The following is a 24635-nucleotide window of genomic DNA, read 5'->3' as shown; positions in this document are numbered from 1 at the left end:
CGTCCCCGTGTCATCCCCCCGTGTCCCCCTTCAGCTCTTTCAGCAGATCGACCACGGGCTCGACGTTCACCGGAGTCCATATGGCTCTCCTCGCGTTGTCCCCGAATGTGCCGTAAGCGAGGATCAGCGAGAGTGCGGCCACCGCCGCGAGCGCTCCCGCCATCACCATCGCCGCTGTTCTCGAGGGTACGAGCGATGAGAGCGTCCTGCGCATCTGACGCCCCGGGCCCTCGACCCCGGGACCCGCGCACACCGTCCACAGCGCCACCGCCGCGCCCCAGGCCAGCGCGTTGTCCGGGCTCATGCCGGCCGCCACCGTGAGCAGGAGCGTCACGGGCAGGCCGAGGATGAGCGCGTACAGGCCCAGGGCGAGCGTGATGCCCGCCGACTTGGCCAGCGCCTTCGGATGGGCGAACACCCTGACCACGTCCAGCGCGGCGGCGCCCGTCGAGCGGCGGGCGGTCAGCTCCGGCTGGGCCAGGTCGGCGGCGCGCAGCAGCACGGCGACCGGCAGCGCCACCACGGCCACCAGCACGGGCGCCCGCGCGGCCAGCACGATCATGACGACGAGCAGCATCGCGCCCGCGACCCCGTACGCTGCCGAGCGCTGCAGCGCCTGGCCGGGGCGGGCGCCGGGGATGAACGGCTCCCGCTTGGTCTGCGGGTCGGGAGGGTACTGGGCCTGCGGCGGGATGTAGGGAGGCGGCGGCACGGGGGCGCCCCTGCCGTAGTCGGGGGCCTCGGGACGCACCCTCCTGGTGGGCACGTCCTGCGCCTCCGGCCGCACCCGCCGGGTCGGCACGTCGGCCTCCGGCACGTGCTGCCCTGCCGGGGCCTGCTGCTGCCAGGGGGCGGGCGGCTGGGCGTCGCGCTGCATCTGGCGCAGCTCCTCCGGGCTCACCCTGCGGGTCGGCCACGGGTCGCCCTCTCCGGGCAGCAGGGAGACGTACTGCTGGTCGGAGGCCGGGGGCGGGACGCGGGGGTCATGCCCTTCGACGAGCTTGCGCGGCGTCACGGCGGGTGTTGAGACCTCCCACGCGGGCTTGTCGCCGCCGCCCGTGCCGCTGAGCAGGCTCTGCGCCGGTCCCTGCGGCCCGCCGCCCGATCCGTACGGGGCGCCCGCGCCCTGCGACCCGCCGCCCGGGAGGACGGACTGAGGGCCGCTGCCGGCGGGGAAGGCGGACTGGGGGCCGCTGCCGGGAAACGCGGACTGGGGGCCGCCGGCGGGGAAGGCGGACTGAGGGCCGCTACCGGCCGGCGGGACGGAGGGCACGCCGCGGAGCCCGCCGGGCGCGGGCGTGGTGGGCCCTTCGTACGGAGGCCGCACGGTCGCGTCGGGGTGTGGCACCGTGGAGATCTCGTCGGGGACCGGCAGCCCCGCCTTGGGCATCAGCCTGGCCACCTGCTCGGCCAGCTCCGCCGCCTTCGGCCGCTTGGCGGGGTTGCGCTGGAAGGCGGCCTTGAGCAGCGGCTGGAGCGCCGCCGGGGCGGCCGCCACGTCGGCCTTCCCCGCGGTGATGTTGTAGAACACCATCTCCAGCGTGCCCTTGCCGAACGGCGGCTGGCCGGTGCCGGCGTAGAGCAGCGTGCCGGCCCAGGCGTGCACGTCGACCTCGGGCCCGGCCTCCTGCCCTTCGATGATCTCGGGCGCGAGGTAGCCGGGGGTGCCGATGAACATGCCGGTCTGGGTCAGCCGGGTCGCGTCGACCGCCTGCGCGATGCCGAAGTCGATCAGGACCGGCTCGCCGTCGAGGATCAGCACGTTGCCCGGCTTGAGGTCGCGGTGGATCACCCCGACCGAGTGGACGGCGGCGAGCGCGGCGGCCACCCCGTGGCCGACCTTGAGCAGCGCGGGCAGGTCGAGCGGGCCGTCGTCCTTGACGATCTCGTCGAGCGAGCGGCCGGCGACGTAACGGGTGACGATGTAGGGGCGGTGGCCGGTCACGTCGGCGTCGATCACCTCGGCGATGTACGCGCTGCGCACCCGCCGCATGGTCTCGACCTCGCGCGAGAGCCGGCGCCTGGCGACCTCGTCACCGGCGACCTCGGCGCGCAGGACCTTGACCGCCACCTGCCGTCCCTGGGGATCGACGGCGAGATGGACAACGCCCATGCCGCCCTCGCCGAGCCGTCTGAGCAGCCGGTAGGGCCCTAGTCGGTCATCGTTCATGGCATGAAGCACCATATCGGCTTAATCCCCGCCCACGAGATGAACCACGAGGCCACATTCCCACTCGTACAACGTCCAGATCGGGGTCATTGGTTTCCCCTCCAACGGTCTCGGTTCGGAAACGGGCCTGCCGCCTGCGTCTCACCTCCCGACCGATCGGTCACCGCCCCGCGGCGCCGTCAGACGGTCAGGGAGAGCACCTCCGCTCCCTTCAGCCCGGCCAGGGCGGCTCCTGGGACGGCGAGCTTGGACCGGCGCACGCCGCTGCCGATGACCACCTCGGGATGCTCGGCGACCCGGGTGTCGACCAGGATCGGCCAGTCGGCGGGCAGGCCGATCGGGGTGATGCCGCCGTACTCCATCCCGGTGAGTTCGACCGCCTCGTCCATCGGGGCGAAGCTGGCCTTGCGGGCGGCCAGATGCCGCCGCACCACGCCGTTGACGTCGGCCCGCGTCGTGGCCAGGACCATGCAGGCGGCGTAGCGGACCTCGGCGCCGCGCCTGCCGGCGACGACCACGCAGTTGGCCGAAACGTCCATGGCCACGCCGTAGCGCTCGCAGAACGCGGCCGTGTCGGCCAGCTCAGGGTCGATCTCCGCGACCCGCGCCCCCTCCACCTGTCCGATCGCCCGCGCCACCGGGTCGGCCAGCAGGTCGGTCCGGCCGGCGGCCGGAACCCAGTGCAACGTCATCCCATCTCCTCGGTCGCTCCTCCCAGGACCCTACGTCGGTCCCGCGAGCAGCGGGTGGCGTCACGATGACTGCAGCACGCGTTTGTGCAGCTCAGTGACGACGCCACGGGCTGATTCCATCGCTCCGGCCAGCCAGGCGGTCAGCCGGGTGAGCCAGTCGCCCGCGAAGTAGACCCTCCCGCTGGGACGTTGCAGAAGAGTGAAGGACGAATCAAAGGCGGGCCAGCTCGCCCAGCCGCCCTGGATGTGCTCCTGCCGCTCCCAGGCGATGGAGACGGAGGACAGGACGCCGGTGCGGTACTTCTCGCCGTGGACCTTCTTGCCCTGGGTGAGCGCGCGGCGGCGGCGGTCGTCGGGGGTGAGCGCGCCGTACAGCTCGGCGTCCGGCCCGTGGTTGTAGTAGCCGACCAGGACGCCGCGCTCGCCGTGGTAGCCGTACGAGGGGTACCAGATGCGGGCGATGTCCAGGTCGGTCTCGGTGACGCCGCCGTAGATCCGGTCCTCCAGCTCCCACCAGCGGCGCTCGTACTCCAGGCCGATCTTCCCGGTGGACATGGGCGTGGGCAGCCGCAGCGCGGCGGTGACGTCCGCGCCGAGGTTGTGCGGGATCTTGGCGAGCAGGTGGGGCGGCAGGGTGGCGATGCAGTAGTCGGCCTTGATCCGGCCGCCGTCCCAGGTGACCTCGACCCCGTCGGGCAGGTCGGTGATCCGGGTGACCTTGGCGCCGGTGGTGATCCGGTCCGCGCCGATAGCCTCCACCAGTCTGGTGACGATCGTGTCCGTGCCGCCGACGACCTGGAACATGGGGCTGGCCTGGTCGTGGCCGAAGTCGTTGGTGATGGCCCTGCCGGTGCCCGCGGCGAGCACCTGAGCGAGGCTGCCGGGCTGGGGGAACGGGACGCCCTCGTCCAGGCCCGGGTAGTCGAAGAAGCCGCGGCGGGGGGAGCCCTCGTAGTCGAGTTCGGGGCCCAGGTCGCCGAAGCGGCGCAGGAAAGTGAGCAGGCGTTCCCTGTCGTCGGCGGTGAGCTTGCGGTCGAGCGCGCCGGTGTCGGTGGCCTTGGCGAGCAGTTCGGCGACATATCCGTACATGTCGGCGCGGGCGGTGCGCTGGCGCACCGACTGGCCGTTGGTGTGGATGTACGCCTGGGCGTTCCTGTTGACGAACGTCTCGATGGGGACGCCCAGCTCACGGCAGTAGTCCAGGGTCACCATCCACTGCGCGATCCGGGCCGGCCCGGCGTTGAAGTACAGGCCCTCGCCCAGCTTGACCTCCTGGGCGGGGCCGTTCAGCTCGGTCAGCCGGTCGCCGCCGCGCAGGGTGAGGTTGCGCCCGCCGGCCTTGGCCCTGGCCTCAAGCAGCGTGCAGTCGTAGCCCGCCTTGCCCAGCTCGTAGGCGGCGGTCAGCCCCGTCACGCCGGCGCCGAGTATCACCACCTTGGCCGCGCCGCGCCCCCGCAGGGAGAAGTCGCCCGGCCTGGGCGGGGTGAAGGTCTTGTCCTGCCCGTCGGGGGCCAGCCCGAGCGCGCCCATGGCGGCGTACATGGCGCCGGCGCCGCCCGCGGCCCCGATCCCCACCAGCAGCCCGCGCCTGGTCAGCTCCGCGCCTTCCATGCCACCCGCCTCCAGCCCTGGCCGCGCTGTCGAACCGGCGCGACGTCACGAACCCGCCCATGCTGCCGCCCCGGACCCCGGACCGGCCGATCCCGAACCGGCCCGGAGCCCTGCGAACGCTGGAACCCTACGACTCCCCGCCGCCGGTCCTCACGCGAGGGCCCTCACCCGTACGGGCCGCTGCCGCACGCCACCTGACCGCCGATCGTCGCGAAGACGCCGAAGAGCGCCATGATCTGCGTGAAGTCGTCCGTCGTGAACTCGGTGTGCCGCGACCCCACCGTCTTCACCCCGGGAATCAGCGCCACGGCCGCCGCGATGGCCGTCGAGTTCCACTCAACCCCCAGCGTGTACGGAGGATCGACGGTGTAGGGCGTGAAGTCGGTCAACCGGTTGAGCGCCCTGGCCATGGCCTCACGGATCCGTCCCTGGGCCACGCGCGGCGGCAGCAGCTCGGCGGAGAACTTGTCGATCCCCTTCTTGACCGCCACCGTCTCCACGTCGCCGAGCAGCTCGCGGGCCTCCTCGCCGACGGCCTCGTCACCGGTGACCAGCACCACCGGCACACCGTGGAACCCGGCGCAGGCGGCCACCACCCGCGTCTCCCCGGCGACCTCGCCGTTGAGGTAGACGTTCTGGATCTCCTTGCCCATCCACGTGTGGTTGAGCACCCCGTGGCTCACCCCGGCCCGCGCGTGATAGCCGACGAAGGCGGCGGCCTGGAAGGACCCGTCGAGCCCCTGCGCCATCCGCTGCGCCTTGCCCGGCCCCCTGATCAGGGTCGCCCTCGGGTCCAGCAGGTCGATCCGCAGGTTCTTGGTCGAGCCGTGGGCGTCGTTGACCAGGACCTTCCCGGCGCCCGCGGCGAACGCCCCCTCGACGGCGGCGTTCGCGTCGGCCGTCATCAGCTCGCAGCCGCGCTCGTACCCGCGCTTGCCCGCGTGCATCTCCTCGGGGTCGGTCAGGCCGGTGACCCCTTCCATGTCGACGGAAAGGTAGACCTTCATACGCTCACTCCCTCGCTGATCACCGGGCGAGACGCTATCGGGTTCAGGAGCCCCAGGTCTCCACGCGGTGGATCTCCTTCTCCGTCATGAGCCCGACCTGGGCGGTCATGAAGGAGACGGCCTGAGCACGCCACGGCTCCGGGATCTCGGCGAGCGCCGGGGGGTAGCAGTGGTCGAGCCAGCTGGTCGACTCCTCACTGGCCTCGAAGTACTCCAGGCAGTCGGCGAAGAGGGTGTCCTCGATCCCGGGGATGCGGGCCAGGCCGTACTCGACCATCTCCTGCCCCCCGTACGGCGGCGGGCGGAGCCACTTCCTGGCGCGCGGGTGGTCGGCGGTGAGCGGGGTGTCGAGCGGGCGGCGCTCGACGGCGGCCTGGATGAGCTCCTTGTAGAGGCACTTGGCGCAGGTCCGGCAGGGGCCGCCGGTGCCCTGGAGGCACCAGCGGACCTGCGCGGCCAGCTCCGAGCCCAGCGCCAGGCGCATGGTGACGGCCTCGCTCACGCCGCCGACGGGCAGGACGATGTGCACGCCCGCCGCGGCGAAGAGCCGGCCCCACATCCCGTGCGGGGCCCACATGGGGTTGTCGGGGGTGAAGCGGTGCAGGTAGCGGCCGCCGCCGAGCCAGCGCGAGCCGATCTCGTACCCGAAGGCCAGCCCGCCCAGGCCCAGCCGGTCGGCGTTGAGCAGCGCGCCGGCCGCCACCGCGTGGTGCTCCGGGTAGCCGGGGCGGGGCTCGGCCAGCGTGTACTCCAGGTCGGAGCGCACCTCGGTGAGCGGCCGGCCCGTCTGGCGGGCGAGCCTGGCCAGGACGTCGGAGCGGTAGTGCGGCCACCGGTTCGGCACCCGGGGGTGCGGCGCCCGGCGGAAGTGGACGAACGGGGCGTCGGGATAGACCACGGCCGCCGCCACGGAGTCGGCTCCGCCGCTGTACGAGATCGCCAGCGTGCCGCCGGCGGGCCGGGGGTCCGCGCCGACCGGGCCGGCCTCGACGCCCCAGCCGTCGTGGAGCGCCCGCGCGAGCTCGGCGGAGACGGCCCGGTCGAAGACGATCCGCCGCCTGGTCCAGGGCGCGACGACGGTCCAGGCGGCGACCGCGAACAGGTCGGGGTGGGCGTCGTCCGGCACGTTCGTGATCGTGCAGGAGTTCGTGGCCAGCTTGACGGGATACCCGTCGGCGGCCTTGCCGGTGATCTCGTCCTCGGGATCAAGCCGGAACGTGAGGGTGCCTGCGGCCCAGGTCACGCGCACGGCTGCTGGTCCTCACGCGGACGGGACGCGACGCCCGTGGAGGTGCGGTCCCTGAGGTCGTCGATCGCCTGCCAGATGAGGACCTCGTTCTGCAGCAGGCCGTCGAGGGCCTGGGCGGTCTCCCTGGCCAGGCGGTGGGCGTCGCCGGCGAGCCGCTGGGCGTCCGCGACCCCGGCCTGCGCCTTGTCGGGCGGCTGCCGCTTGACGGCGGTGCGCAGGCGTTCGACCTCGCCCTGGAGGGCGGCCATCTCGCGACGCAGCGTCCGCACCTCCCAGAGGGCGTCCCTGATGTCCTGGCGATGGTCCGCGATGGAGATGTACCGGGAATCGAACCACGAACGCACGGCCTGACGCAGCCGCGCGGGAACGAGGACGCGCTTCATGAAAATTCACCATAGTCGTTTGCATCCCGCCCATCTGGGCCCGGACCGGGCTGTGGCTGGATCGGTATGGGTCCGGCATCGATTCGTCCCGGGCCGGCTCCTGACACAGGTGTTGACGAAGCCGCTTGCGCCCTTTACGTTTCCGGCTGGCGACGAAATATATCGTCGCGATTCCGAAAAGTTTCGGAGGCGCCATGTTACGCGGCGTTGTCGCGGTCACCCTGCTCGGACTCACCGGCGTGAGCCCCGCGCCGCACCACGGGGACCCGCCGGCCGTCACCGTCCGGGAACACATCCGCCACCAGGAGATCGACGGGTTCGGCATCTCCCAGGCCTTCAGGCGCAACGAGCTGCTGGAGGCGCTCACGCCCGCCCAGCGGCGCGAGATCCTCGACCTGTGGTTCCACCCGCGCAAGGGCGCGGGCCTGAGCATCCTGCGCCTGGGCATCGGCTCCTCGCCGGCCGGCAGCCCGTACGACCACATGGTCTCCCACCAGCCGGAAGACCCCGGCGGCCCGGACGCCCGGCCGCGCTACGTCTGGGACGGCGACGACAACAGCCAGGTGTGGGTCGCCAAGGAGGCACAGCGCTACGGCGTCGAGCGGTTCTACGCCAACGCCTGGAGCGCGCCCGGCTACATGAAGGACAACGGCGACGACAAGAACGGCGGCACGCTCAAGCCGGAGTGGGCCGAGGCGTACGCCCGCTACCTGGTCGACTACACCAGGTTCTACAAGAAGGAAGGCATCAGGATCACCGACCTGGCCTTCACCAACGAGCCCGACTACACCGCCGTGTACGCCTCCATGCGCTTCACCCCCGAGCAGGCCGCCGCGTTCGTCAAGGTGCTCGGCCCGATCGCCCGGGGCATGAACGTGGTCTGCTGCGACTCCTTCGGCTGGGACGAGGCGCGCGCCTACACCCGGGCCATCGAGGCGGACCCGGAGGCCCGCCGCTGGGTCAAGGTCCACACCGGTCACACGTACGCCAGCCCCGTGGACGGCCCGCTGCCCACCGGCCGCAAGGTCTGGATGTCGGAGTGGAACCCCGACGGCACCACCTGGAACGAGAACTGGGACGACGGCAGCGGCTACGACGGCATGACGATCGCCCTGGCCGTGCACGACGCGCTGACGCTCGGCCGGGCCAACGCCTACGTCTACTGGTTCGGCGCCTCACGCGGCGCGACCAGGGCGCTGATGCAGATCGACGACACCGCCGGCACCTACCGGGTGGCCAAGCGGTTCTGGGCGCTGGCCGCGTACGGCAGGTTCATCCGGCCGGGCGCGGTCCGGGTCGACGCCGCGAGCGGGAACCCGGCGCTGAAGGTCTCCGCCTTCCGCAACCGTGACGGGTCCACGGTCACGCAGGTGATCAACACCGGCGCCGAGCCGGTCGTCTGGCACGGCGTGCGCGGGCGGGCGACCGCGTACCTGACCGACAGCACGCACGACCTCGCCCCCGTCCCCACCACCGGCGGGAGCGTCACGCTCCAGCCGCGCTCGCTCACCACCGTCGTCGTCGGAGGCCATCGATGAGATCCCGGCTCGTCGCGCTCGCACTGGTGCTCGCCGTGCCCGCGCTCGCCCTGCCCGCGTCCGCCGCCCCCAGCGGGCAGGACGCCCCCAAGGGCCACCACCACGTGCGCGACCTGCGCGACCTGGCCCGCAAGAACGGCATCAGGATCGGCAGCGCGGTGGACGCGGCCGTGCTGCGGTCCGAGGCCGACTACCGCCGGGTGCTCAACCGCGAGTTCACCCACGTCACCGCCGAGAACGCGATGAAGTGGGAGAGCGTCGAGCCCGAGCGCGGCGTCTTCACCTGGGACGACGCGGACGCGGTGGTCGAGAACGCACGCCGCAACGGTCAGAAGGTGCGCGGCCACACGCTGATCTGGCACAACCAGCTCCCCGCCTGGCTGACCAGCGGCGTGGCGGACGGCTCGATCGGCCCGGCCGAGCTCAGGACGATCCTGCGCGACCACATCCGCACCCAGGTCGGCCGCTACAAGGGCAAGATCAGGGCCTGGGACGTGGCCAACGAGGTGGTCGACGACGAGGGCAACCTGCGGCAGAGCATCTGGCTGGAGCACCTCGGCCCCGGCTACCTCGCCGACGCCTTCCGCTGGGCCCGCCAGGCCGACCCGCGCGCCAAGCTCTACCTGAACGACTACAACGTCGAGTGGAACCAGGGGAAGATCGACCGTTACCTGGCCCTGGTCAAGGAGCTGCAGGCGCAGCGGGTGCCGATCGACGGCATGGGCTTCCAGGGCCACCTGGGCATCCAGTACGACTACCCCGCCGGCTGGGCCGACGTCATGCGGAGTTTCGCTGACCTGGGCCTGGAGATCGCGGTCACCGAGATGGACGTGCGCATGGTGCTGCCCGTCACGCCCGAGAAGCTCGCCACCCAGGCCGAGTACTACAGCAGGGCGCTGGCCGACTGCCTGAGCGTCAAGGCCTGCCGCGAGTTCACCGTATGGGGCTTCACCGACCGGCACTCGTGGGTCCCGGGCTGGTTCGAGGGTGAGGGCGCGGCCTGCATCCTCGACGAGGACCTGCGGCCCAAGCCCGCCTACCACGCCCTGCTGGCGACCAGGCGGCGTTAGCGCCCGGTGAAGGTGGGGGTGGACTTCTCGGCGAAGGCCGTCATGCCGTTCTTCGCGTCCTCCGTCGCGAACAGGCCGGAGAAGTGGAGCCGCTCGATCTCCAGGCCGGTGTCGAGGTCCACCTCCAGCCCCCGGTCGACGGCCTGCTTGGCGGCCCGCAGCGCGATCGCCGGGCCGCCGGTGAAGGTGGCGGCCCAGTCGAGGGCGGCCTGGTGGACCTCGGCGTCGGGCACGACCCGGTCGACCAGGCCGATGGCCAGCGCCTCGGCGGCGGACACGTGGCGGCCGCTGTAGATCAGGTCCTTGGCCCGGGACGGGCCGATCAGACGCGGCAGCCTCTGGGTGCCGCCGGCGCCGGGGATGATGCCGAGCTGGATCTCAGGCTGGCCCAGCTTGGCGGACTCCCCGGCGACCCGGAAGTCGGCGCACAGGGCGAGCTCGCAGCCGCCGCCGAGCGCGTATCCCGTGATCGCGGCGATGACCGGCTTGCCGACGCGGGCCACGGCGGTGAAGCAGTCCTGGAGGGTGCGCGAGTGGGCCGACATGTCGGCGTACGACATGACGGCCATCTCCTTGATGTCGGCGCCCGCGGCGAACACCCGCTCGCCGCCGTAGATCACCACGGCGCCAACCCCCGGGTCGGCGTCCACCTGGCGGGCCGCCTCGGCGATCTCCAGCTGCACCTGGGCGTTGAGCGCGTTCATCTTCGGACGGTCCAGTCGGATCGTGGCGATCTGGTCGGCCACCTCGACGCGTACGTACTCAGCCATGCTGCGCACCCTATCGCCCGCCTGTTCACCGGCCCCGGGAGGTCCGCACCGGGGAAAGGGTGAAGAATTCCTTCGCAAAGCTATCGCCAGAGAAGGAAAATGTTGAGACGCTGACTCCGTTCCGAACAGCCCCTCACAAGGAGCGGCACATGCGCAGAGCGCTGGCGATCGCCGCGGTCGCCATCCTGCCCTTAGTCGACGTCACGGCCGCGCGGGCCGCCGAGCCGGGCGACCGCCAGGCGGCCTTCTCGGCCGCCGCCGAGGAGTTCCAGGTCCCCGAGAGCGTCCTGCTCGGCGTCTCCTACCTCGAGTCACGCTGGGACTCCCACGCCGGGACGCCCAGCAACAACGCGGGCTTCGGCCCCATGCACCTGACCGACGCGGCCGCGTACTCCGGCTCGAACCACCACGGGGAGAGCCCGGAGGACCCGCGCGGCGACGAGAGCAGGCAGGCCCTCCCGCCCGCCGAGGCCCCGGAGGCGCCGGAGATCCCCGCCGCGCTGCGCACCCTGGAGCGGGCCGCCGAACTGACCGGCGAGAGCCGCGACCGGCTGCGCGCCGACCCGGCCGCCAACATCAGGGGCGGCGCCGCGCTGCTCGCCGACTACCAGAAGTCGATCGGCGCGCCGCTCAGCGACGACCCCGGCCAGTGGTACGGCGCGGTCGCCAAGTACTCGGGCGCCGACCAGGAGGAGGCCGCCCGGTTCTTCGCCGACGAGGTGTTCGCCACGATCGAGTCGGGCGAGCGGCGGGTCACCGACGACGGCCACCGGGTCACCCTCGACCCCGTCACCGGCCTGGACAAGGTGACGGCCTGGCTGAAGAAGCTCGGGCTGCGCCCGCCGCGCCGCGACGGCGTCGAGTGCCCGCCCACCGTGTCCTGCGAGTGGATCCCGGCCGGGTACGCCGAACTGCCCGGCGGCGGCTACGGCAACCACGACCTGGCGGACCGCCCGGCCTCACAGAAGATCGACTACATCGTCATCCACGACATGGAGGGCTACTTCGGCCCGTCGATCGGGCTGGTGAAGGACCCGGCCTACCGGGCGAGCTGGCACTACTCGCTGCGCTCGTCCGACGGGCACATCGCCCAGCACATCAGGCCGAGGACGTCGGCTGGCAGGCCGGCAACTGGTACATCAACGCCAAGTCCATCGGGCTGGAGCACGAGGGATTCCTCGCCGAGGGCCACACCTGGTACACCGAGGCGATGTACCGGACGTCGGCCAGGCTGGTGCGCTACCTGGCGCTGCGGCACGGCGTGCCGCTGGACCGGGCGCACATCATCGGCCACGACAACGTGCCCGGCACCCTCCCGACCACGGTGCGCGGCATGCACGAGGACCCCGGCCCGTTCTGGGACTGGGCGCACTACTTCAAGCTGCTCGGCGCCCCGCTGCACCCGTTCGGCGGCCCCCGCTCCGGCGCGGTCATGATCAGGCCCGACTTCGAGACCAACAAGCCGTATTTCTACGGCTGCGACCGGCAGAACCCCGAGGCCGCCTGCCCGCCGCTGCCCGCGCACACCGTCTGGCTGCGCACCGAGCCGCGCGAGGACGCGCCGCTGGTCAAGGACATCGGCAAGCACCCCACGGGCGAGTCGCTCTACAGCGTGTACGACCACAGCGCGCGGGCCAGCACCGGCCAGCGGTACGCGGTGGCCGGCCGGCAGGGCGACTGGACCGCGATCTGGTATCTCGGCCAGAAGGCGTGGTTCCACAACCCGGCCTCCGCCCCGACCGCCGTGCCGTCGATGGGGCTCGTGGTCACGCCCAGGCCGGGCCTGGCGACGGTCCCGGTGTACGGCAGGGCCTACCCGGAGCAGGAGGCCTACCCCGAGGGCGTCCCGTACCAGGCGGTCACGCCGCTGCAGTACGCCTTCTCGGCGGGCGAGACGTACACCCTGGCCGGACCGGCGGCGGCCGAGTACTACCGCGCGGTCACCTTCGACCCGGCAGGCCACCAGGTGGTCAGGGGCAGGACGAAGTATCTGCAGATCCAGTTCGGGCACCGGATCATGTTCGTCAAGGCTGACGACGTGCGGGTGACGTTCTCCGGGTGAACTCCGAGACCGCGCGTTTGGTGCGGGCCAGCGCCTCCTGCGAGGAGTCGTAGGTGCGCTGGGCCACGCCGACGAACACGCAGTCGACGACGAGGAGCTGGCTGATGCGGCTGGCCAGGGCGCCGGGACGGAACTCCGTCTCGCGCCCGGCCGAGATGAGCACGTGCTCGGCCAGCTCCGCGATGGACGAGCGGGGGTTGTTGGTGATGGCGACGGTCGTCGCTCCGGCCTCCCCCGCCCGCCGCAGCGGCTCGATCACGTCGGGCGTCTCGCCCGACGTGCTGATGCCGATGGCCACGTCGCCATCCTGGAGCAGGACGGCGCTGGTCAGCGCCAGGTGGGCGTCCTGGAAGGCGTGGCTGGACAGGCCGATGCGCAGCAGCTTCTGCGCCATGTCCTCGGCCACCAGCCCGGAGGCGCTCACCCCGTAGGCGTCGACGCGGCGGGCGCCGGCGATGGCGTCGACCACCAGGCCGAGCCGCTCGGAGGTGAGCTGGGCGACCGTGTCGTTGATCGCCTCGGACTCGGCCCTGGCGACCTTCTGGATGACCTCGGACAGCGGGTCGTCGGGGGCCAGGTCACCGGGCACCAGCCGGTCGGGCTGGGCGGCGGCCGCCGCCAGCGCCAGCCGCAGCTGCGGGTAGCCGGCGAAGCCGAGCAGCCTGGCGGTGCGCACGATCGTGGCCTCGCTCGTGCCCGACGCCGCCGACAGCTCCGTGATCGTGCTGCGGGCGACCGTCGCCGGATCCTCCAGGATCAGCTGGGCGACGGTCCGGGCAGCGGGCGTCAGGGACGGCAGCACCCCACGGACCGTTGCCACCAGGGTGTCGGCTCGCATGCCGGTGCCGGTGTCGTCCACGCCCCCGATTATGCCGCTGGTCGAGCCTATTTCCACACCGTGTGATCAGCGGAGCGTGCCGTTCGTCATGCCGACCGGTTCCTCGGGCACGGCCATGAGCCCCACCTCGGCCCGCGCCGCCACCAGAGGATGGTTCGGCACGACCCTGACGGTGTAGCCGAAGGCGCCGGTCCGGCTGAGCGGAACCACCCCGGTGTAGTGGGCCCGGCCGTCGTCGTCGACCCCGCCGGCGGTCAGCTCGACGTAATCCGGATGGATCAGCTCGTCGTGCGGTCCGACCTTGCCGTACGCGGCCTCCACCAGCACGTCGCCGGGCCCCAGGTCGCCGAGCGTGATCGTGGCCCGCAGCTCCAGCGCGGCCCCCACCTCGGGGGTGTCGCCGACGCCGGAGGCCTCCACGTGCTCCACGCGCACGCCCGGCCACTCCTTGGTGACCTTGAGCCGCCAGTCGGCGAACGCCCGCGCGGACGCGTACCCGTCGGCGGACAGCGCCCGCGCGGCCCTGGCGGCCGGCAGGTAGAGGTCCACCACGTAGTCGCGGAGCATCCGCCCGGCCAGCACCTTGGGCCCGAGCGAGGCGAGCGTGTGCTTGACCATCTCCATCCAGCGGCGGGGCAGCCCGTCGGCGGCCCGGTCGTAGAAGCGGTCGGACACCTCGTGCTCGATCAGGTCGTAGAGCGCGGCGGCCTCCAGCTCGTCACGCCGGTCGGGGTCGGTCACGCCGTCGGCCGTGGGGATGGCCCAGCCGTTGGTGCCGTCGTACCACTCGTCCCACCAGCCGTCGCGGATGGACAGGTTGAGCCCGCCGTTGAGCGCCGACTTCATGCCGGACGTGCCGGACGCCTCCAGCGGGCGCAGCGGGTTGTTGAGCCACACGTCGCAGCCCTGCACCAGCAGCTGGGCCAGGGCCATGTCGTAGTCGGGCAGGAAGACGAGGCGGTGGCGCACCTCGGGCCGGTCGGCGAACTTGACGATCTGCTGGATGAGCTTCTTGCCGCCCTCGTCGGCGGGGTGGGCCTTGCCGGCGATCAGGATCTGCACCGGCTTCTCGGGGTCGAGCAGCAGCTCGGTCAGCCGCTCGGGGTCGCTGAGCATGAGCGTGAGCCGCTTGTAGGAGGGCACCCGGCGGGCGAACCCGATCGTCAGCACCTCCGGGTCCAGCACGTCGTCGATCCAGCCCAGCTCGGCCGGCGAGGCGCCGCGGTCGAGCCACGACCGGCGCAGCCGCTCCCGCGCGCCCTCCACCAGGCGGCGCCGGAGCGTGCGCCTGATCTCCCAGATCTCGGCGTCGGAGATCTTCTGCACGCCCTCCCAGCCGCGCGCCCGCTCCAGCAGCGACGGCAGCTCGCGTCCGGCCAGCTCCATGAACTCGCGGCCGACCCAGGTGGGCGCGTGCACGCCGTTGGTGATCGAGCCGATCGGGACCTCGTCGACGTCGAAGCCCGGCCACAGGTCCTGGAACATCTCGCGGCTGACCTCACCGTGCAGCCGGGAGACGCCGTTGACGCGCTGGGCCAGCCGCATGCCCATGACGGCCATGTTGAACCGGCCGGGGTCGGACTCGGCGCCGAGCGCCAGAATGCGCTCGACGGGCACGGTCGGCCAGGCGTTGTCGCCGCCGAACTGCCGGGCGATCATGTCGACGGGGAACCGGTCGATGCCGGCGGGCACCGGGGTGTGGGTGGTGAAGACCGTGCCGGCCCGCACCGCCTCCAGCGCCTCGTCGAAGGAGAGCCTCGACTCGGTCAGCTCGCGGATGCGCTCCAGGCCCAGGAAGCCCGCGTGGCCCTCGTTGGTGTGGAACACCTCGGGTTCGGGGCTGCCGGTGATGCGGCAGAAGGCGCGGATGGCGCGCACCCCGCCCACGCCGAGCAGGAGCTCCTGCATCAGCCGGTGGTCGCTGCCGCCGCCGTAGAGCCGGTCGGTGACGTCGCGGGCGGCGCTGTCGTTGTCGGCCACGTCGGAGTCGAGCAGCAGCAGCGGCACCCGCCCGACCTGCGCCACCCACACCTGGGCGTGCAGCACCCGCTCGCCCGGCAGGGAGATGCGGACCTTGACCGGGGCGCCGTCGGGCTCCTTGAGCAGGCTCAGCGGCAGGCCGCCCGCGTCGAGCGACGGGTAGTGCTCCAGCTGCCAGCCCTCGGGCGAGAGGGACTGGGTGAAGTAGCCGTGCCGGTAGAGCAGGCCGACCGCGAGGATGGGCACGCCCAGGTCGCTGGCGGCCTTGAGGTGGTCGCCGGCCAGGATGCCCAGGCCGCCCGAGTACTGCGGCAGGGCGGCGGCGATGCCGTACTCGGGGGAGAAGTAGGCGATGGCCCGCGCCGCGTCGGGCAGCGTCTGGTACCACCGCGGCGCGGTCATGTACTCGCGCAGGTCGTCGGCCGCGTCGGCGAGGCGTCGCCGGAAGCGGCGGTCGGCGGCCAGCTCGGCCAGCCGGTCGGGCCCCACGGCGCCGAGCAGGGCGACAGGGTCGTGACCCACCTGCTCCCAGAGGACGGGGTCGACCTCGGCGAAGAGATCCAGTGTCTCTGGGTGCCACGACCAGCGCAGATTGTGGACGAGCTCGCCGAGTGCGGCCAGCTCCGCGGGCAGGACGGTCCGGACGGTGAACCGGCGGATAGCTCTCACAATAGGAACCCTACGGGCTAGGAGGAACGTCTCTTTCCTTCACCCCCAGCCCGGGCGTTCAAACCCCTTCCGGGACGAAGCATGAATGAGGACTATCGGGGCAACTTTCTCCACTGTCAGGTGTTCCCGGGGACACTCGGGAGGTCTATCCACTGCTGCCCGCAATCCACGTGCAAGGATCGATCCTGCCAGGAAAGCCTCCGGCGGTACCGAGTGCCGTCGCAACCCTGAAATGCGATGATCGGACGAATTCCCATCACGGACATCTCCCCCGTCGTCGACTGCGGGCAGTGGCCCGCCAAGGCGGTCGCAGGCGAGACCTTCGAGGTCTCGGCGACCGTGTTCCGGGAGGGCCATGACGCCGTGGCCGCCGGAGTCGTGCTCACCGCGCCCGACGGGCAGCGGGCCCGGCTGAGACCGATGCGCGAGACCGCCCCCGGCACCGACCGGTGGGCCGTGGACGTCTGCCTGCCGAGCGAGGGCGACTGGCTCTTCCGCGTGGAGGCCTGGAGCGACCCCGTCGCGAGCTGGCTGCACGACGCCGAGATCAAGATCCCGCGCGGCCTCGACACCGACCTCATGTGCGAGGAGGGCGCCCGGCTGTTCGAGCGCGCGGCCAAGGCCGTGCGGCAGGCCGACTGCCCGGCCCCGAACGGCGGCGAGAGCGCCTGCGGACACCGGGCGGCCCTGCTCGGCGTCGCGGCCAAGCTCCGCGACGCCGACCTCGACCCGCGGGCCCGGCTGTCGATCGCGCAGTTGCCCGAGACCGCCTCGCTGCTGGCGGCCCACCCGCTGCGCGACCTGATCACCAGGGCCAAGCAGTACAAGGTGCGGGTGGCCAGGCGGCGGGCCCTCTACGGATCCTGGTACGAGTTCTTCCCGCGCTCGGAAGGGGCCGTGGTCAGCGACTCTGTCATCAGCAAATCCGGAAATTTCCAGACTGCGGCCAAGCGTCTGCCCGCCATCGCCAAGATGGGCTTCGACGTCGTCTACCTGCCGCCCATCCATCCGATCGGCCACACCTACCGCAAGGGCCGCAACAACACGCTCAGCCCCGAGCCCGACGAGCCCGGCTCGCCGTGGGCCATCGGCTCGGAGGACGGCGGGCACGACGCCGTCCATCCCGACCTCGGCACCATCGAGGACTTCGACGACTTCGTCGGCCGCACCCGTGAGCTCGGCATGGAGGTGGCGCTCGACTTCGCCCTGCAGTGCTCCCCCGACCACCCGTGGGTCAAGGAGCATCCCGAGTGGTTCACCATCCGCGCCGACGGCACCATCGCCTACGCCGAGAACCCGCCCAAGAAGTACCAGGACATCTACCCGCTCAACTTCGACAGGGACCCCGAGGGCCTGTACGCGGAGATCAAGCGGGTGCTGCGCCACTGGATGGACCACGGCGTGCGGATCTTCCGGGTCGACAACCCGCACACCAAGCCGGTGGGGTTCTGGGAGCGGCTCCTGGCCGACATCCACGCCACCGACCCGGACGTGCTGTTCCTCTCGGAGGCGTTCACCCGGCCGCCGATGCTGCGCACGCTGGCCAAGGTCGGCTTCCACCAGTCCTACACGTACTACACGTGGAAGAACTCCAAGTGGGACGTCGAGGACTACCTCATGGAGCTGGCCCACGCCACGTCCCATTACCTGCGGCCCAACCTGTTCGTCAACACGCCGGACATCCTGCACGAGTACCTCCAGCACGGCGGGGTGCCCGCGTTCAAGATCCGGGCCGCGCTGGCGGCGCTGGCCTCACCGACGTGGGGGGTGTACTCGGGGTACGAACTCGCGGAGAACGTTCCGGTGCGCCCGGGAAGCGAGGAATACCTCGACAGCGAGAAATATCAGTACCGGCCGCGCGACTGGGCGGGCGCGGAACGGGAAGGCCGCAGCCTGGCGCCCTTCATCACCCGCCTGAATTTGTTCCGAAGAGCCCATCCGGCGCTTCAGGAATTGCGTAACCTACGGTTCCACAGGGTCGACCAGCCGGACATCGTCTGCTTCTCGAAGCGGCTTTCCGGCGCCTACGACACTGCCACCCGACGGCACGGACTGGGCGACGTCGTCATAGCGGTGATCAACCTCGATCCGCACCACACCCACGAGGCCACCGTCGACCTCGACCTGCCCGCCCTCGGGCTCGACTGGAACGCCGAGTTCGTGGTGGACGACGAGCTCTCCGGCGAGTCGTACCGTTGGAGGCAGAACAACTACGTGCGGCTCGACCCTCACATCCAGCCGGCCCACATTCTCACCGTGCGAGCCTCACCACGGTAGAGCTGAATTCAGCGGGGAGTCTTCAACTGTGTGTGCAAGCGCCTCCCTCATGAGCCCCGGAGAGGAGAGCTCATGAGCTCCACACCCATTCCCAACACCTTCGACGACGAGAAACCCCGCGATCCGTACTGGTATCGGCGCGCCGTCTTCTACGAGGTGCTGATCAGGGGTTTCGCCGACTCCAACGGCGACGGCACGGGTGACATCCGCGGCCTCATCGACAAGCTCGACTACCTCCAGTGGCTCGGCGTGGACTGTCTCTGGCTGCTCCCGCTGTACGAGTCCCCGCTGCGCGACGGCGGCTATGACATCGCCGACTTCATGAAGATCCTCCCGGAGTTCGGTGATCTGGGGGACTTCGTACGGCTGGTGGAGGAGGCGCACAAGCGCGGCATGCGGGTCATCGCCGACCTGGTGATGAACCACACCAGCGACGCCCACCCCTGGTTCCAGGCGTCCCGGCACGATCCCGAGGGACCGTTCGGCGACTTCTACGTCTGGTCCGACACCGACACGGGCTACTCCGACGCCCGGATCATCTTCATCGACACCGAGACGTCCAACTGGACCTACGACCCGGTGCGCGGCCAGTACTACTGGCACCGGTTCTTCCACCACCAGCCGGACCTCAACTACGAGAACCCCGCGGTGCAGGACGCGATGCTGGAGGTCCTGCGCTTCTGGCTGGACCTGGGCATCGACGGGTTCCGGCTGGACGCGGTGCCGTACCTCTTCGAGGAGGAGGGCACCAACTGCGAGAACCTCCCCAGGACGCACGAGTACCTCAAGCGGGTGCGGGCCGAGGTCGACCGGATCTACCCGGACCGGGTGCTGCTGGCCGAGGCCAACCAGTGGCCGTCGGACGTGGTGGAGTACTTCGGCGACCCGGTGGGCGGCGGGGACGAATGCCACATGGCCTTCCATTTTCCGCTGATGCCGCGCATCTTCATGGCGGTCCGCAGGGAGTCTCGTTACCCCATTTCCGAAATTTTGGCCCAAACGCCGAAAATTCCGGAAAACTGCCAGTGGGGAATCTTCCTCCGCAACCATGACGAACTCACCCTCGAAATGGTCACGGACGAAGAGCGCGACTACATGTACGCCGAGTACGCCAAGGACCCCCGCATGCGGGCGAACGTCGGCATCCGCCGCCGGCTGGCCCCCCTGCTGGAGAACGACCGCAACCAGATCGAGCTGTTCACCGCCCTGCTGCTCTCGCTGCCCGGCTCGCCGGTGCTCTACTACGGCGACGAGATCGGCATGGGCGACAACATCTGGCTCGGCGACCGCGACGGCGTCCGCACGCCCATGCAGTGGGACCCCGACCGCAACGCCGGGTTCTCCGACTGCGACCCCGGCCGTCTCTACCTGCCGGTCATCATGGACCCGATCTACGGCTACCAGGGGCTCAACGTCGAGGCCCAGCAGAAGAACGCCGCCTCGCTGCTCCACTGGACCCGCCGGATGATCGAGATCCGCAAGCGCCACCCGGTGTTCGGGCTGGGCGAGTTCGCCGAGCTCAACTCCTCCAACCCGAGCGTGCTCGCGTTCGTCCGGGAGCTGGGCGACGACCGCATGCTCTGCGTGAACAATCTGTCCCGCTTCCCGCAGCCGGTGGAGCTCGACCTGCGCCGCTTCGTCGGCGTGTCGCCGGTGGAGACGATGGGCGGCGTGCCATTTCCCCCAATTGGGGAACTTCCGTATCTTTTGACGCTTCCTGGGCATGGGTTCTACTGGTTCACCTTGCCGCCGGTCCGCACCCAGGAGGAATAGGACGTGCTGGACGAGCTCCTTGCCGCATGGATCACCCGCCAACGCTGGTTCGGCGGCAAGGGGCGCCCGATCGACTCACTGTCGGTCGAGTCCGACGTGCTCCTCGAAGCCGGAGACCCGAGCCTGCGCCACCTGGTCGTGTCGGTGCGCCAGGAAGGGTCCCACGAGCGATACCAGCTCCCGCTCGGCCTGCGCAGGGAGCTCCCCGACACCCTCACCCACGCCTACATCGGGCCGTACCACGCCGAAGACGGCGAATGGGCGGCCTACGACGCCGTCCACGACCACGAGCTGACCCACTGGATGCTGCAGTCCATGGCGGACGACGCCGACCGGGCGGGCGTGCGCTTCCGCCGCCTGCCCGACGTCGCGATCGACACCACGCAGCGCAGCCTCGTGCTCGGCGCCGAACAGTCCAACACCTCACTGGTGTTCGGCGAGGAGTACATCTGCAAGCTCTTCCGCCGGCTCGTCCCCGGCGTCAACCCCGAACTGGAGATCACCACCGCGCTGGCGGCCCGGCACGCGCCGCACATCGCGCAGCCGTACGGGTGGATCGAGACCGACCTCGACGGCGTCCCGACCACACTGGCGATCATGCAGGAGTACCTGTCGAACTCCACCGACGGCTGGGACCTGGCGCTCACCAGCGTGCGCGACCTGTACAACTCGCTGCCCGGCCTGCCCGCGGCGGACGCCGGCGGCGACTTCGCCGCCGAGGCCAACCGGCTCGGCGCGGCCACCGCCCGCGTCCACCACGAACTGCGCGAGGCGTTCGACACCGGCGTGATGGATCCGCCCGAGGTCAAGCGCATGGTCGAGGACTTCAGGCGGCAGCTCGGCCAGGCTGTGGCCGAGGTGCCCGAACTGCGCGCGTACGTGCCCGCGGTGGAGCGGGCCTACCACCGGGCCGAGGAACTGACCGCCGAACTCCCCGTCCAGCGCGTGCACGGCGACTTCCACCTCGGCCAGGTCATGCGCACCACCACCGACTGGGTGGTGCTCGACTTCGAGGGCGAGCCCGGCCGGCCGCTCGCCGAACGCCGTGCCCTCTCCTCGCCGCTGCGCGACGTGGCCGGCATGCTGCGCTCGTTCGACTACGCCTCCCGGCACCTGCTCGCCGGCCACGCCGAGGCGGCCCGCCTGGAGCCGAAGGCCGAGGAGTGGACCAAGCGCAACAGGGCCGCGTTCCTGGAGGGCTACGCGGAGGGCGGCGGCGTCATCACCCCGGCCGACGCGGCGCTGCTGCGCGCCTTCGAGCTGTCTAAGGCGGTCTACGAGGTCATGTACGAGGCCCGCAACCGCCCGGCCTGGATCTCGATCCCACTGGCGGCCTTCCGCTAGACCCGGCGCGGCCTATGTCGCACCACGCACCACAGCGGAAGGCGTTCGACCGAGTCGATGGCCGCCGGTCGGCGCCGCGCTGGATCGCCTCTCCTATGGCTACGCCGTCTCCGGTGTCGCTCCGCTCGAACCGGCCAGGAGTGCCCCGGGTCACCTGCGCCAGAACAGGTGGTGGGTGACGCCGCTCGGGCTGGGGACGATCTCCAGGTGGTAGCGGTCGCGCAGGTCGTCGGGTGACTCCCAGAGCCGCAGTCCGGTTCCGAGCTTCACCGGTGAGACCGCCACGTGCAGGGTGTCGACGAGGTCGGCCTCCAGGAACTCCCGGATGGTGGTGACGCCGCCGCCGAGGCGGACGTCCTTGCCTCCCGCCGCCGCGCGCGCCCTGTCCAGGACGGTGGCCGGGTCGCCGCCGACGAAGTGGAAGGTGGTGTCGGAGAGCGTGAAGGAGGGGCGTTCGTGGTGGGTCATGACGAACACCGGGGTGTGGAACGGGGGCTCGTCGCCCCACCAGCCGCGCCACTCGTGGTCCTGCCAGGGGCCGCGCTGGGGGCCGAACTTGTTGCGGCCCATGATCTCGGCGCCGATGTCGTTGGTGAAGTCGCGGGTGAAGTAGTCGTCGAGGCCGCGGCTCCCGCCGGGTTCGGTGCGGTTGGGCCAGCTCGCCGTGGCGCCGGCCCAGGCGAACATCGCGCCCGGGTCGATGTCGCCGCCGAACGGGCGTTCGAGGCTCTGGTCGGCGCCGGCGCCGATCCCGTCGCTGGAGACGGTGAAGTTCTGCACTCTCAGCAGCTGGGCCATGGGTCCTCCTCAGGGGTCGTACCACTCCGTCGAGACCTTGGTCGGAGCCGAGGCGCCCGGATTGACGAAACGGGCCGTACCTGCGCTTATTTTTCTATAAACCCAAGATTCCGCACTTTCGGTGATTGTCGGGGTGAATGCGGGCAGTGCCACAGATGGACGGTCGCCATAGGGCAGTGTTGGGAGCATGCCGATGAGGACAGAGCTCGACCGCCTCGCGGGCGGGGCGCATCATGATCCGCACTCCGTGCTGGGTGCCCACCTGGGGCCGAACGGGACGACCTTCCGTGCGCTCCGCCCGCTCGCAGAACAGGTCCGGGTGGTGCTGGAGGACGGCACCGCACACGATCTGAGACATGTGGCCCATGGCGTGTTCGAGACCACGGTCTCCGGTTTGGACAAGGTTCCCGCCTACACCTTGAGCGTCCGTTACCCCGGCGGTGAGGCGTACGAGACGCGCGACCCGTACCGGCACTGGCCGACGCTGGGCGAGGTCGACCTGCACCTGATCGGCGAGGGGCGGCACGAGCGGCTCTGGGAGGTCCTCGGCGCCCGGGTGATGGAGCACCAGGACGTGCCCGGCACGGCGTTCGCCGTCTGGGCCCCGAACGCCCGCGGCGTCCGCGTGATCGGCGACTTCAACCACTGGGACGGCACCGCCCACCCGATGCGCTCGCTGGGCCGCTCGGGCGTGTGGGAGCTGTTCGTCCCCGGCGTCGACGCCGGCGAACGCTACAAGTACCAGGTGCTGGGCGCCGACGGCGTGTGGCGCGACAAGGCCGACCCGATGGCGCGCCGGACCGAGCTGCCGCCGCAGACCGCCTCGGTCGTGGAGCGGTCGCGGTACACCTGGCAGGACGAGGAGTGGATGGCCGAGCGGGCCGAGGGGCAGCCGCGCAACGGGCCGGTGAGCATCTACGAGGTGCACCTGGGTTCGTGGCGGCCCGGCCTGTCCTATCTGGAGCTGGCGGACCAGCTCTCCGCGTACGTGGCCGACCTGGGCTTCACGCATGTGGAGCTGCTGCCGGTGGCCGAGCACCCGTTCGGCGGGTCGTGGGGCTACCAGGTGACCTCCTACTACGCGCCGACGGCCCGTTTCGGCACGCCTGACGAGTTCCGCGCGTTCGTGGACCGGATGCACCAGAAGGGCATCGGGGTGCTGCTGGACTGGGTGCCCGCGCACTTCCCGATGGACGACTGGGCGCTGGCCCGGTTCGACGGCACCCCGCTGTACGAGCACGCCGACCCGGCCAGGGGCGAGCACCCCGACTGGGGCACGTACGTGTTCGACTTCGGCCGCCGCGAGGTGCGCAACTTCCTGGTCGCCAACGCGCTCTACTGGCTCCAGGAGTTCCACATCGACGGCCTGCGGGTGGACGCGGTGGCCTCGATGCTCTACCTGGACTACTCGCGGCGCGAGGGCGAGTGGACGCCCAACGTCTACGGCGGCAGGGAGAATCTCGACGCGGTCGAGTTCCTCAAGGAGATGAACGCCGTCTGCTACCGGGAGGCCCCCGGCATCATGACCGTGGCGGAGGAGTCCACCGCGTGGCCGGGTGTGTCGCGGCCGGTGCACCTGGGCGGGCTCGGCTTCGGGTTCAAGTGGAACATGGGCTGGATGCACGACACGCTGGAGTATCTCCGGCACGAGCCGGTCTTCCGGCAGTACCACCATCACCAGATGACGTTCTCGCTCATCTACGCCTACTCGGAGAACTACGTCCTGCCGCTCTCCCATGACGAGGTGGTGCACGGCAAGGGCTCGCTCCTGGGCAAGATGCCCGGCGACGAGTGGCAGCGCTTCGCCCAGCTGCGCGCTCTGCTGGCGTTCATGTGGGCGCATCCGGGCAAGCAGCTGCTGTTCATGGGCGGGGAGTTCGGCCAGGGCTCGGAGTGGTCGGAGGAGCGCGGGCTCGACTGGTGGGTGCTGGAGTTCGACGGCCATCAGGGCGTGCAGAAGCTGGTACGCGACCTCAACCGGTTCTACAAGGACACCCCGGCGCTGTGGGAGCAGGACACGCGGCCCGAGGGCTTCCGGTGGATCGACGCGGACGACGCGCCGGGCAACACGTTCTCCTTCGTCCGTTACGCCCGGGACGGGTCCGCGGTGGCGTGCGTGGCCAACTTCAGCGGCGGGACGCACGAGAACTACCGGATCGGGCTCCCGTACGGAGGGCGGTGGACCGAGGCGGTCAACACCGACGCCTACGAGTACTGGGGCAGCGGGGTGGGCAATCTGGGCGCGGTGGAGGCGGTCGAGGAGCCGTGGCACGGCCTGCCGTACTCCACGACGCTGCGGGTGCCGCCGCTGGGTGCGGTCTGGCTGCGGTCTCCCGCCTCCTGACAGGCGGCTGAAAGTTCGGTGAGAAAGCGGGATCAGGGCCTGTGCCGTCCGGATAAATCA

At 71.0% G+C, this 24635-nt stretch carries 17 protein-coding genes and 1 pseudogene; 8 read left to right on the top strand and 10 right to left on the bottom strand.

Features of this window, described 5'->3' with window-relative positions; genetic code table 11:
- Window positions 1-10: 10 nt before the first annotated feature.
- From ACQEUU_RS32150 to ACQEUU_RS32125, 6 genes are all read right to left on the bottom strand, one after another.
- Window positions 11-2170 (bottom strand): protein kinase domain-containing protein, encoded by a 2160-nt coding sequence (locus ACQEUU_RS32150; protein WP_433072873.1) that lies wholly within the window; start codon window positions 2168-2170, stop codon window positions 11-13.
- Between the two features lie 179 nt (window positions 2171-2349).
- A complete protein-coding gene (locus tag ACQEUU_RS32145) occupies window positions 2350-2862 on the bottom strand; it encodes a YbaK/EbsC family protein (RefSeq protein WP_433072871.1) in 513 nt (170 codons plus the stop codon).
- 60 nt (window positions 2863-2922) lie between these two features.
- A complete protein-coding gene (locus ACQEUU_RS32140; protein WP_433072869.1) occupies window positions 2923-4473 on the bottom strand; it encodes a flavin monoamine oxidase family protein in 1551 nt (516 codons plus the stop codon).
- A 164-nt stretch (window positions 4474-4637) separates the two neighbouring features.
- Entirely contained in the window at window positions 4638-5480 is an 843-nt protein-coding gene (locus ACQEUU_RS32135; protein ID WP_433072867.1) for a M55 family metallopeptidase, read from the bottom strand.
- Between the two features lie 43 nt (window positions 5481-5523).
- Window positions 5524-6729: a DUF6395 domain-containing protein gene (locus tag ACQEUU_RS32130; RefSeq protein ID WP_433072865.1), complete on the bottom strand. Its 1206-nt coding sequence runs from the start codon at window positions 6727-6729 to the stop codon at window positions 5524-5526.
- Window positions 6720-7112 (bottom strand): hypothetical protein, encoded by a 393-nt coding sequence (locus ACQEUU_RS32125; RefSeq protein WP_433072863.1) that lies wholly within the window; start codon window positions 7110-7112, stop codon window positions 6720-6722. Before ACQEUU_RS32125 ends, ACQEUU_RS32130 begins: the two co-directional genes overlap by 10 nt.
- 194 nt (window positions 7113-7306) lie before the next feature.
- On the opposite strand from ACQEUU_RS32125, the gene ACQEUU_RS32120 reads away from it, so the two are divergent.
- Both ACQEUU_RS32120 and ACQEUU_RS32115 read left to right on the top strand, forming a co-directional pair.
- On the top strand, window positions 7307-8650 hold the full coding sequence (locus ACQEUU_RS32120) for a glycoside hydrolase family 30 protein (protein WP_433072861.1): 1344 nt from the start codon (window positions 7307-7309) through the stop codon (window positions 8648-8650).
- Window positions 8647-9720, top strand: coding sequence for an endo-1,4-beta-xylanase (locus ACQEUU_RS32115; protein ID WP_433072858.1), 1074 nt, complete (start codon window positions 8647-8649; stop codon window positions 9718-9720). Before ACQEUU_RS32120 ends, ACQEUU_RS32115 begins: the two co-directional genes overlap by 4 nt.
- On the opposite strand, the gene ACQEUU_RS32110 is transcribed toward ACQEUU_RS32115, so the two are convergent.
- Window positions 9717-10490 (bottom strand): enoyl-CoA hydratase/isomerase family protein, encoded by a 774-nt coding sequence (locus ACQEUU_RS32110; RefSeq protein WP_433072856.1) that lies wholly within the window; start codon window positions 10488-10490, stop codon window positions 9717-9719. The two genes, ACQEUU_RS32115 and ACQEUU_RS32110, sit on opposite strands and share 4 nt — an antisense overlap.
- A gap of 649 nt (window positions 10491-11139) precedes the next feature.
- Between ACQEUU_RS32110 and ACQEUU_RS32105 the strand changes: the two are divergent.
- Together ACQEUU_RS32105 and ACQEUU_RS32100 are read left to right on the top strand one after the other, a co-directional pair.
- Window positions 11140-11784, top strand: a pseudogene (locus ACQEUU_RS32105) (N-acetylmuramoyl-L-alanine amidase); the annotation flags it as partial.
- Between the two features lie 39 nt (window positions 11785-11823).
- Window positions 11824-12552, top strand: a complete 729-nt coding sequence (locus ACQEUU_RS32100) for a hypothetical protein (protein ID WP_433074521.1) — start codon at window positions 11824-11826, stop codon at window positions 12550-12552.
- On the opposite strand, the gene ACQEUU_RS32095 is transcribed toward ACQEUU_RS32100, so the two are convergent.
- Together ACQEUU_RS32095 and glgP are read right to left on the bottom strand one after the other, a co-directional pair.
- Window positions 12515-13411, bottom strand: coding sequence for a MurR/RpiR family transcriptional regulator (locus ACQEUU_RS32095; protein ID WP_433072854.1), 897 nt, complete (start codon window positions 13409-13411; stop codon window positions 12515-12517). The two genes, ACQEUU_RS32100 and ACQEUU_RS32095, sit on opposite strands and share 38 nt — an antisense overlap.
- A 45-nt stretch (window positions 13412-13456) precedes the next feature.
- Window positions 13457-16039, bottom strand: coding sequence for an alpha-glucan family phosphorylase (glgP, locus tag ACQEUU_RS32090; RefSeq protein ID WP_433072852.1), 2583 nt, complete (start codon window positions 16037-16039; stop codon window positions 13457-13459).
- A gap of 237 nt (window positions 16040-16276) precedes the next feature.
- On the opposite strand from glgP, the gene ACQEUU_RS32085 reads away from it, so the two are divergent.
- The 3 genes from ACQEUU_RS32085 (at window position 16277) to ACQEUU_RS32075 (ending at window position 21433) form a co-directional block, all read left to right on the top strand.
- A complete protein-coding gene (locus ACQEUU_RS32085) occupies window positions 16277-18316 on the top strand; it encodes an alpha-1,4-glucan--maltose-1-phosphate maltosyltransferase (protein WP_433072850.1) in 2040 nt (679 codons plus the stop codon).
- A 72-nt stretch (window positions 18317-18388) separates the two neighbouring features.
- A complete protein-coding gene (treS, locus tag ACQEUU_RS32080; RefSeq protein ID WP_270156163.1) occupies window positions 18389-20089 on the top strand; it encodes a maltose alpha-D-glucosyltransferase in 1701 nt (566 codons plus the stop codon).
- 3 nt (window positions 20090-20092) lie between these two features.
- Entirely contained in the window at window positions 20093-21433 is a 1341-nt protein-coding gene (locus ACQEUU_RS32075; RefSeq protein WP_433072848.1) for a maltokinase N-terminal cap-like domain-containing protein, read from the top strand.
- A gap of 150 nt (window positions 21434-21583) precedes the next feature.
- On the opposite strand, the gene ACQEUU_RS32070 is transcribed toward ACQEUU_RS32075, so the two are convergent.
- The gene (locus ACQEUU_RS32070) at window positions 21584-22231 is read right to left on the bottom strand and encodes a dihydrofolate reductase family protein (RefSeq protein WP_433072847.1); all 648 of its coding nucleotides are present in this window, start codon (window positions 22229-22231) and stop codon (window positions 21584-21586) included.
- Between the two features lie 193 nt (window positions 22232-22424).
- Here ACQEUU_RS32070 and glgB point away from each other — a divergent pair, with 193 nt between their 5' ends.
- Window positions 22425-24575, top strand: a complete 2151-nt coding sequence (glgB, locus tag ACQEUU_RS32065) for a 1,4-alpha-glucan branching protein GlgB (RefSeq protein ID WP_433072845.1) — start codon at window positions 22425-22427, stop codon at window positions 24573-24575.
- The last annotated feature ends 60 nt before the right edge of the window (window positions 24576-24635 follow it).

This window comes from Nonomuraea sp. CA-218870 (genome assembly GCF_050936535.1).
Lineage (GTDB): Bacteria > Actinomycetota > Actinomycetes > Streptosporangiales > Streptosporangiaceae > Nonomuraea > Nonomuraea corallina.
This window is presented reverse-complemented; position numbering and strand designations above follow the sequence as displayed.

What these genes read in the sequence shown, in the direction of transcription:
- ACQEUU_RS32085 (WP_433072850.1), top strand. Translation starts at nt 16,277, where the DNA reads ATGATCGGACGAATTCCCATCACGGACATCTCCCCCGTCGTCGACTGC.
- ACQEUU_RS32150 (WP_433072873.1), bottom strand. Translation starts at nt 2,170, where the DNA reads ATGAACGATGACCGACTAGGGCCCTACCGGCTGCTCAGACGGCTCGGC.
- ACQEUU_RS32145 (WP_433072871.1), bottom strand. Translation starts at nt 2,862, where the DNA reads ATGACGTTGCACTGGGTTCCGGCCGCCGGCCGGACCGACCTGCTGGCC.
- ACQEUU_RS32120 (WP_433072861.1), top strand. Translation starts at nt 7,307, where the DNA reads ATGTTACGCGGCGTTGTCGCGGTCACCCTGCTCGGACTCACCGGCGTG.
- ACQEUU_RS32135 (WP_433072867.1), bottom strand. Translation starts at nt 5,480, where the DNA reads ATGAAGGTCTACCTTTCCGTCGACATGGAAGGGGTCACCGGCCTGACC.
- treS (WP_270156163.1), top strand. Translation starts at nt 18,389, where the DNA reads ATGAGCTCCACACCCATTCCCAACACCTTCGACGACGAGAAACCCCGC.
- ACQEUU_RS32070 (WP_433072847.1), bottom strand. Translation starts at nt 22,231, where the DNA reads ATGGCCCAGCTGCTGAGAGTGCAGAACTTCACCGTCTCCAGCGACGGG.
- ACQEUU_RS32125 (WP_433072863.1), bottom strand. Translation starts at nt 7,112, where the DNA reads ATGAAGCGCGTCCTCGTTCCCGCGCGGCTGCGTCAGGCCGTGCGTTCG.
- ACQEUU_RS32100 (WP_433074521.1), top strand. Translation starts at nt 11,824, where the DNA reads ATGCACGAGGACCCCGGCCCGTTCTGGGACTGGGCGCACTACTTCAAG.
- ACQEUU_RS32140 (WP_433072869.1), bottom strand. Translation starts at nt 4,473, where the DNA reads ATGGAAGGCGCGGAGCTGACCAGGCGCGGGCTGCTGGTGGGGATCGGG.
- glgB (WP_433072845.1), top strand. Translation starts at nt 22,425, where the DNA reads ATGAGGACAGAGCTCGACCGCCTCGCGGGCGGGGCGCATCATGATCCG.
- ACQEUU_RS32110 (WP_433072856.1), bottom strand. Translation starts at nt 10,490, where the DNA reads ATGGCTGAGTACGTACGCGTCGAGGTGGCCGACCAGATCGCCACGATC.
- ACQEUU_RS32115 (WP_433072858.1), top strand. Translation starts at nt 8,647, where the DNA reads ATGAGATCCCGGCTCGTCGCGCTCGCACTGGTGCTCGCCGTGCCCGCG.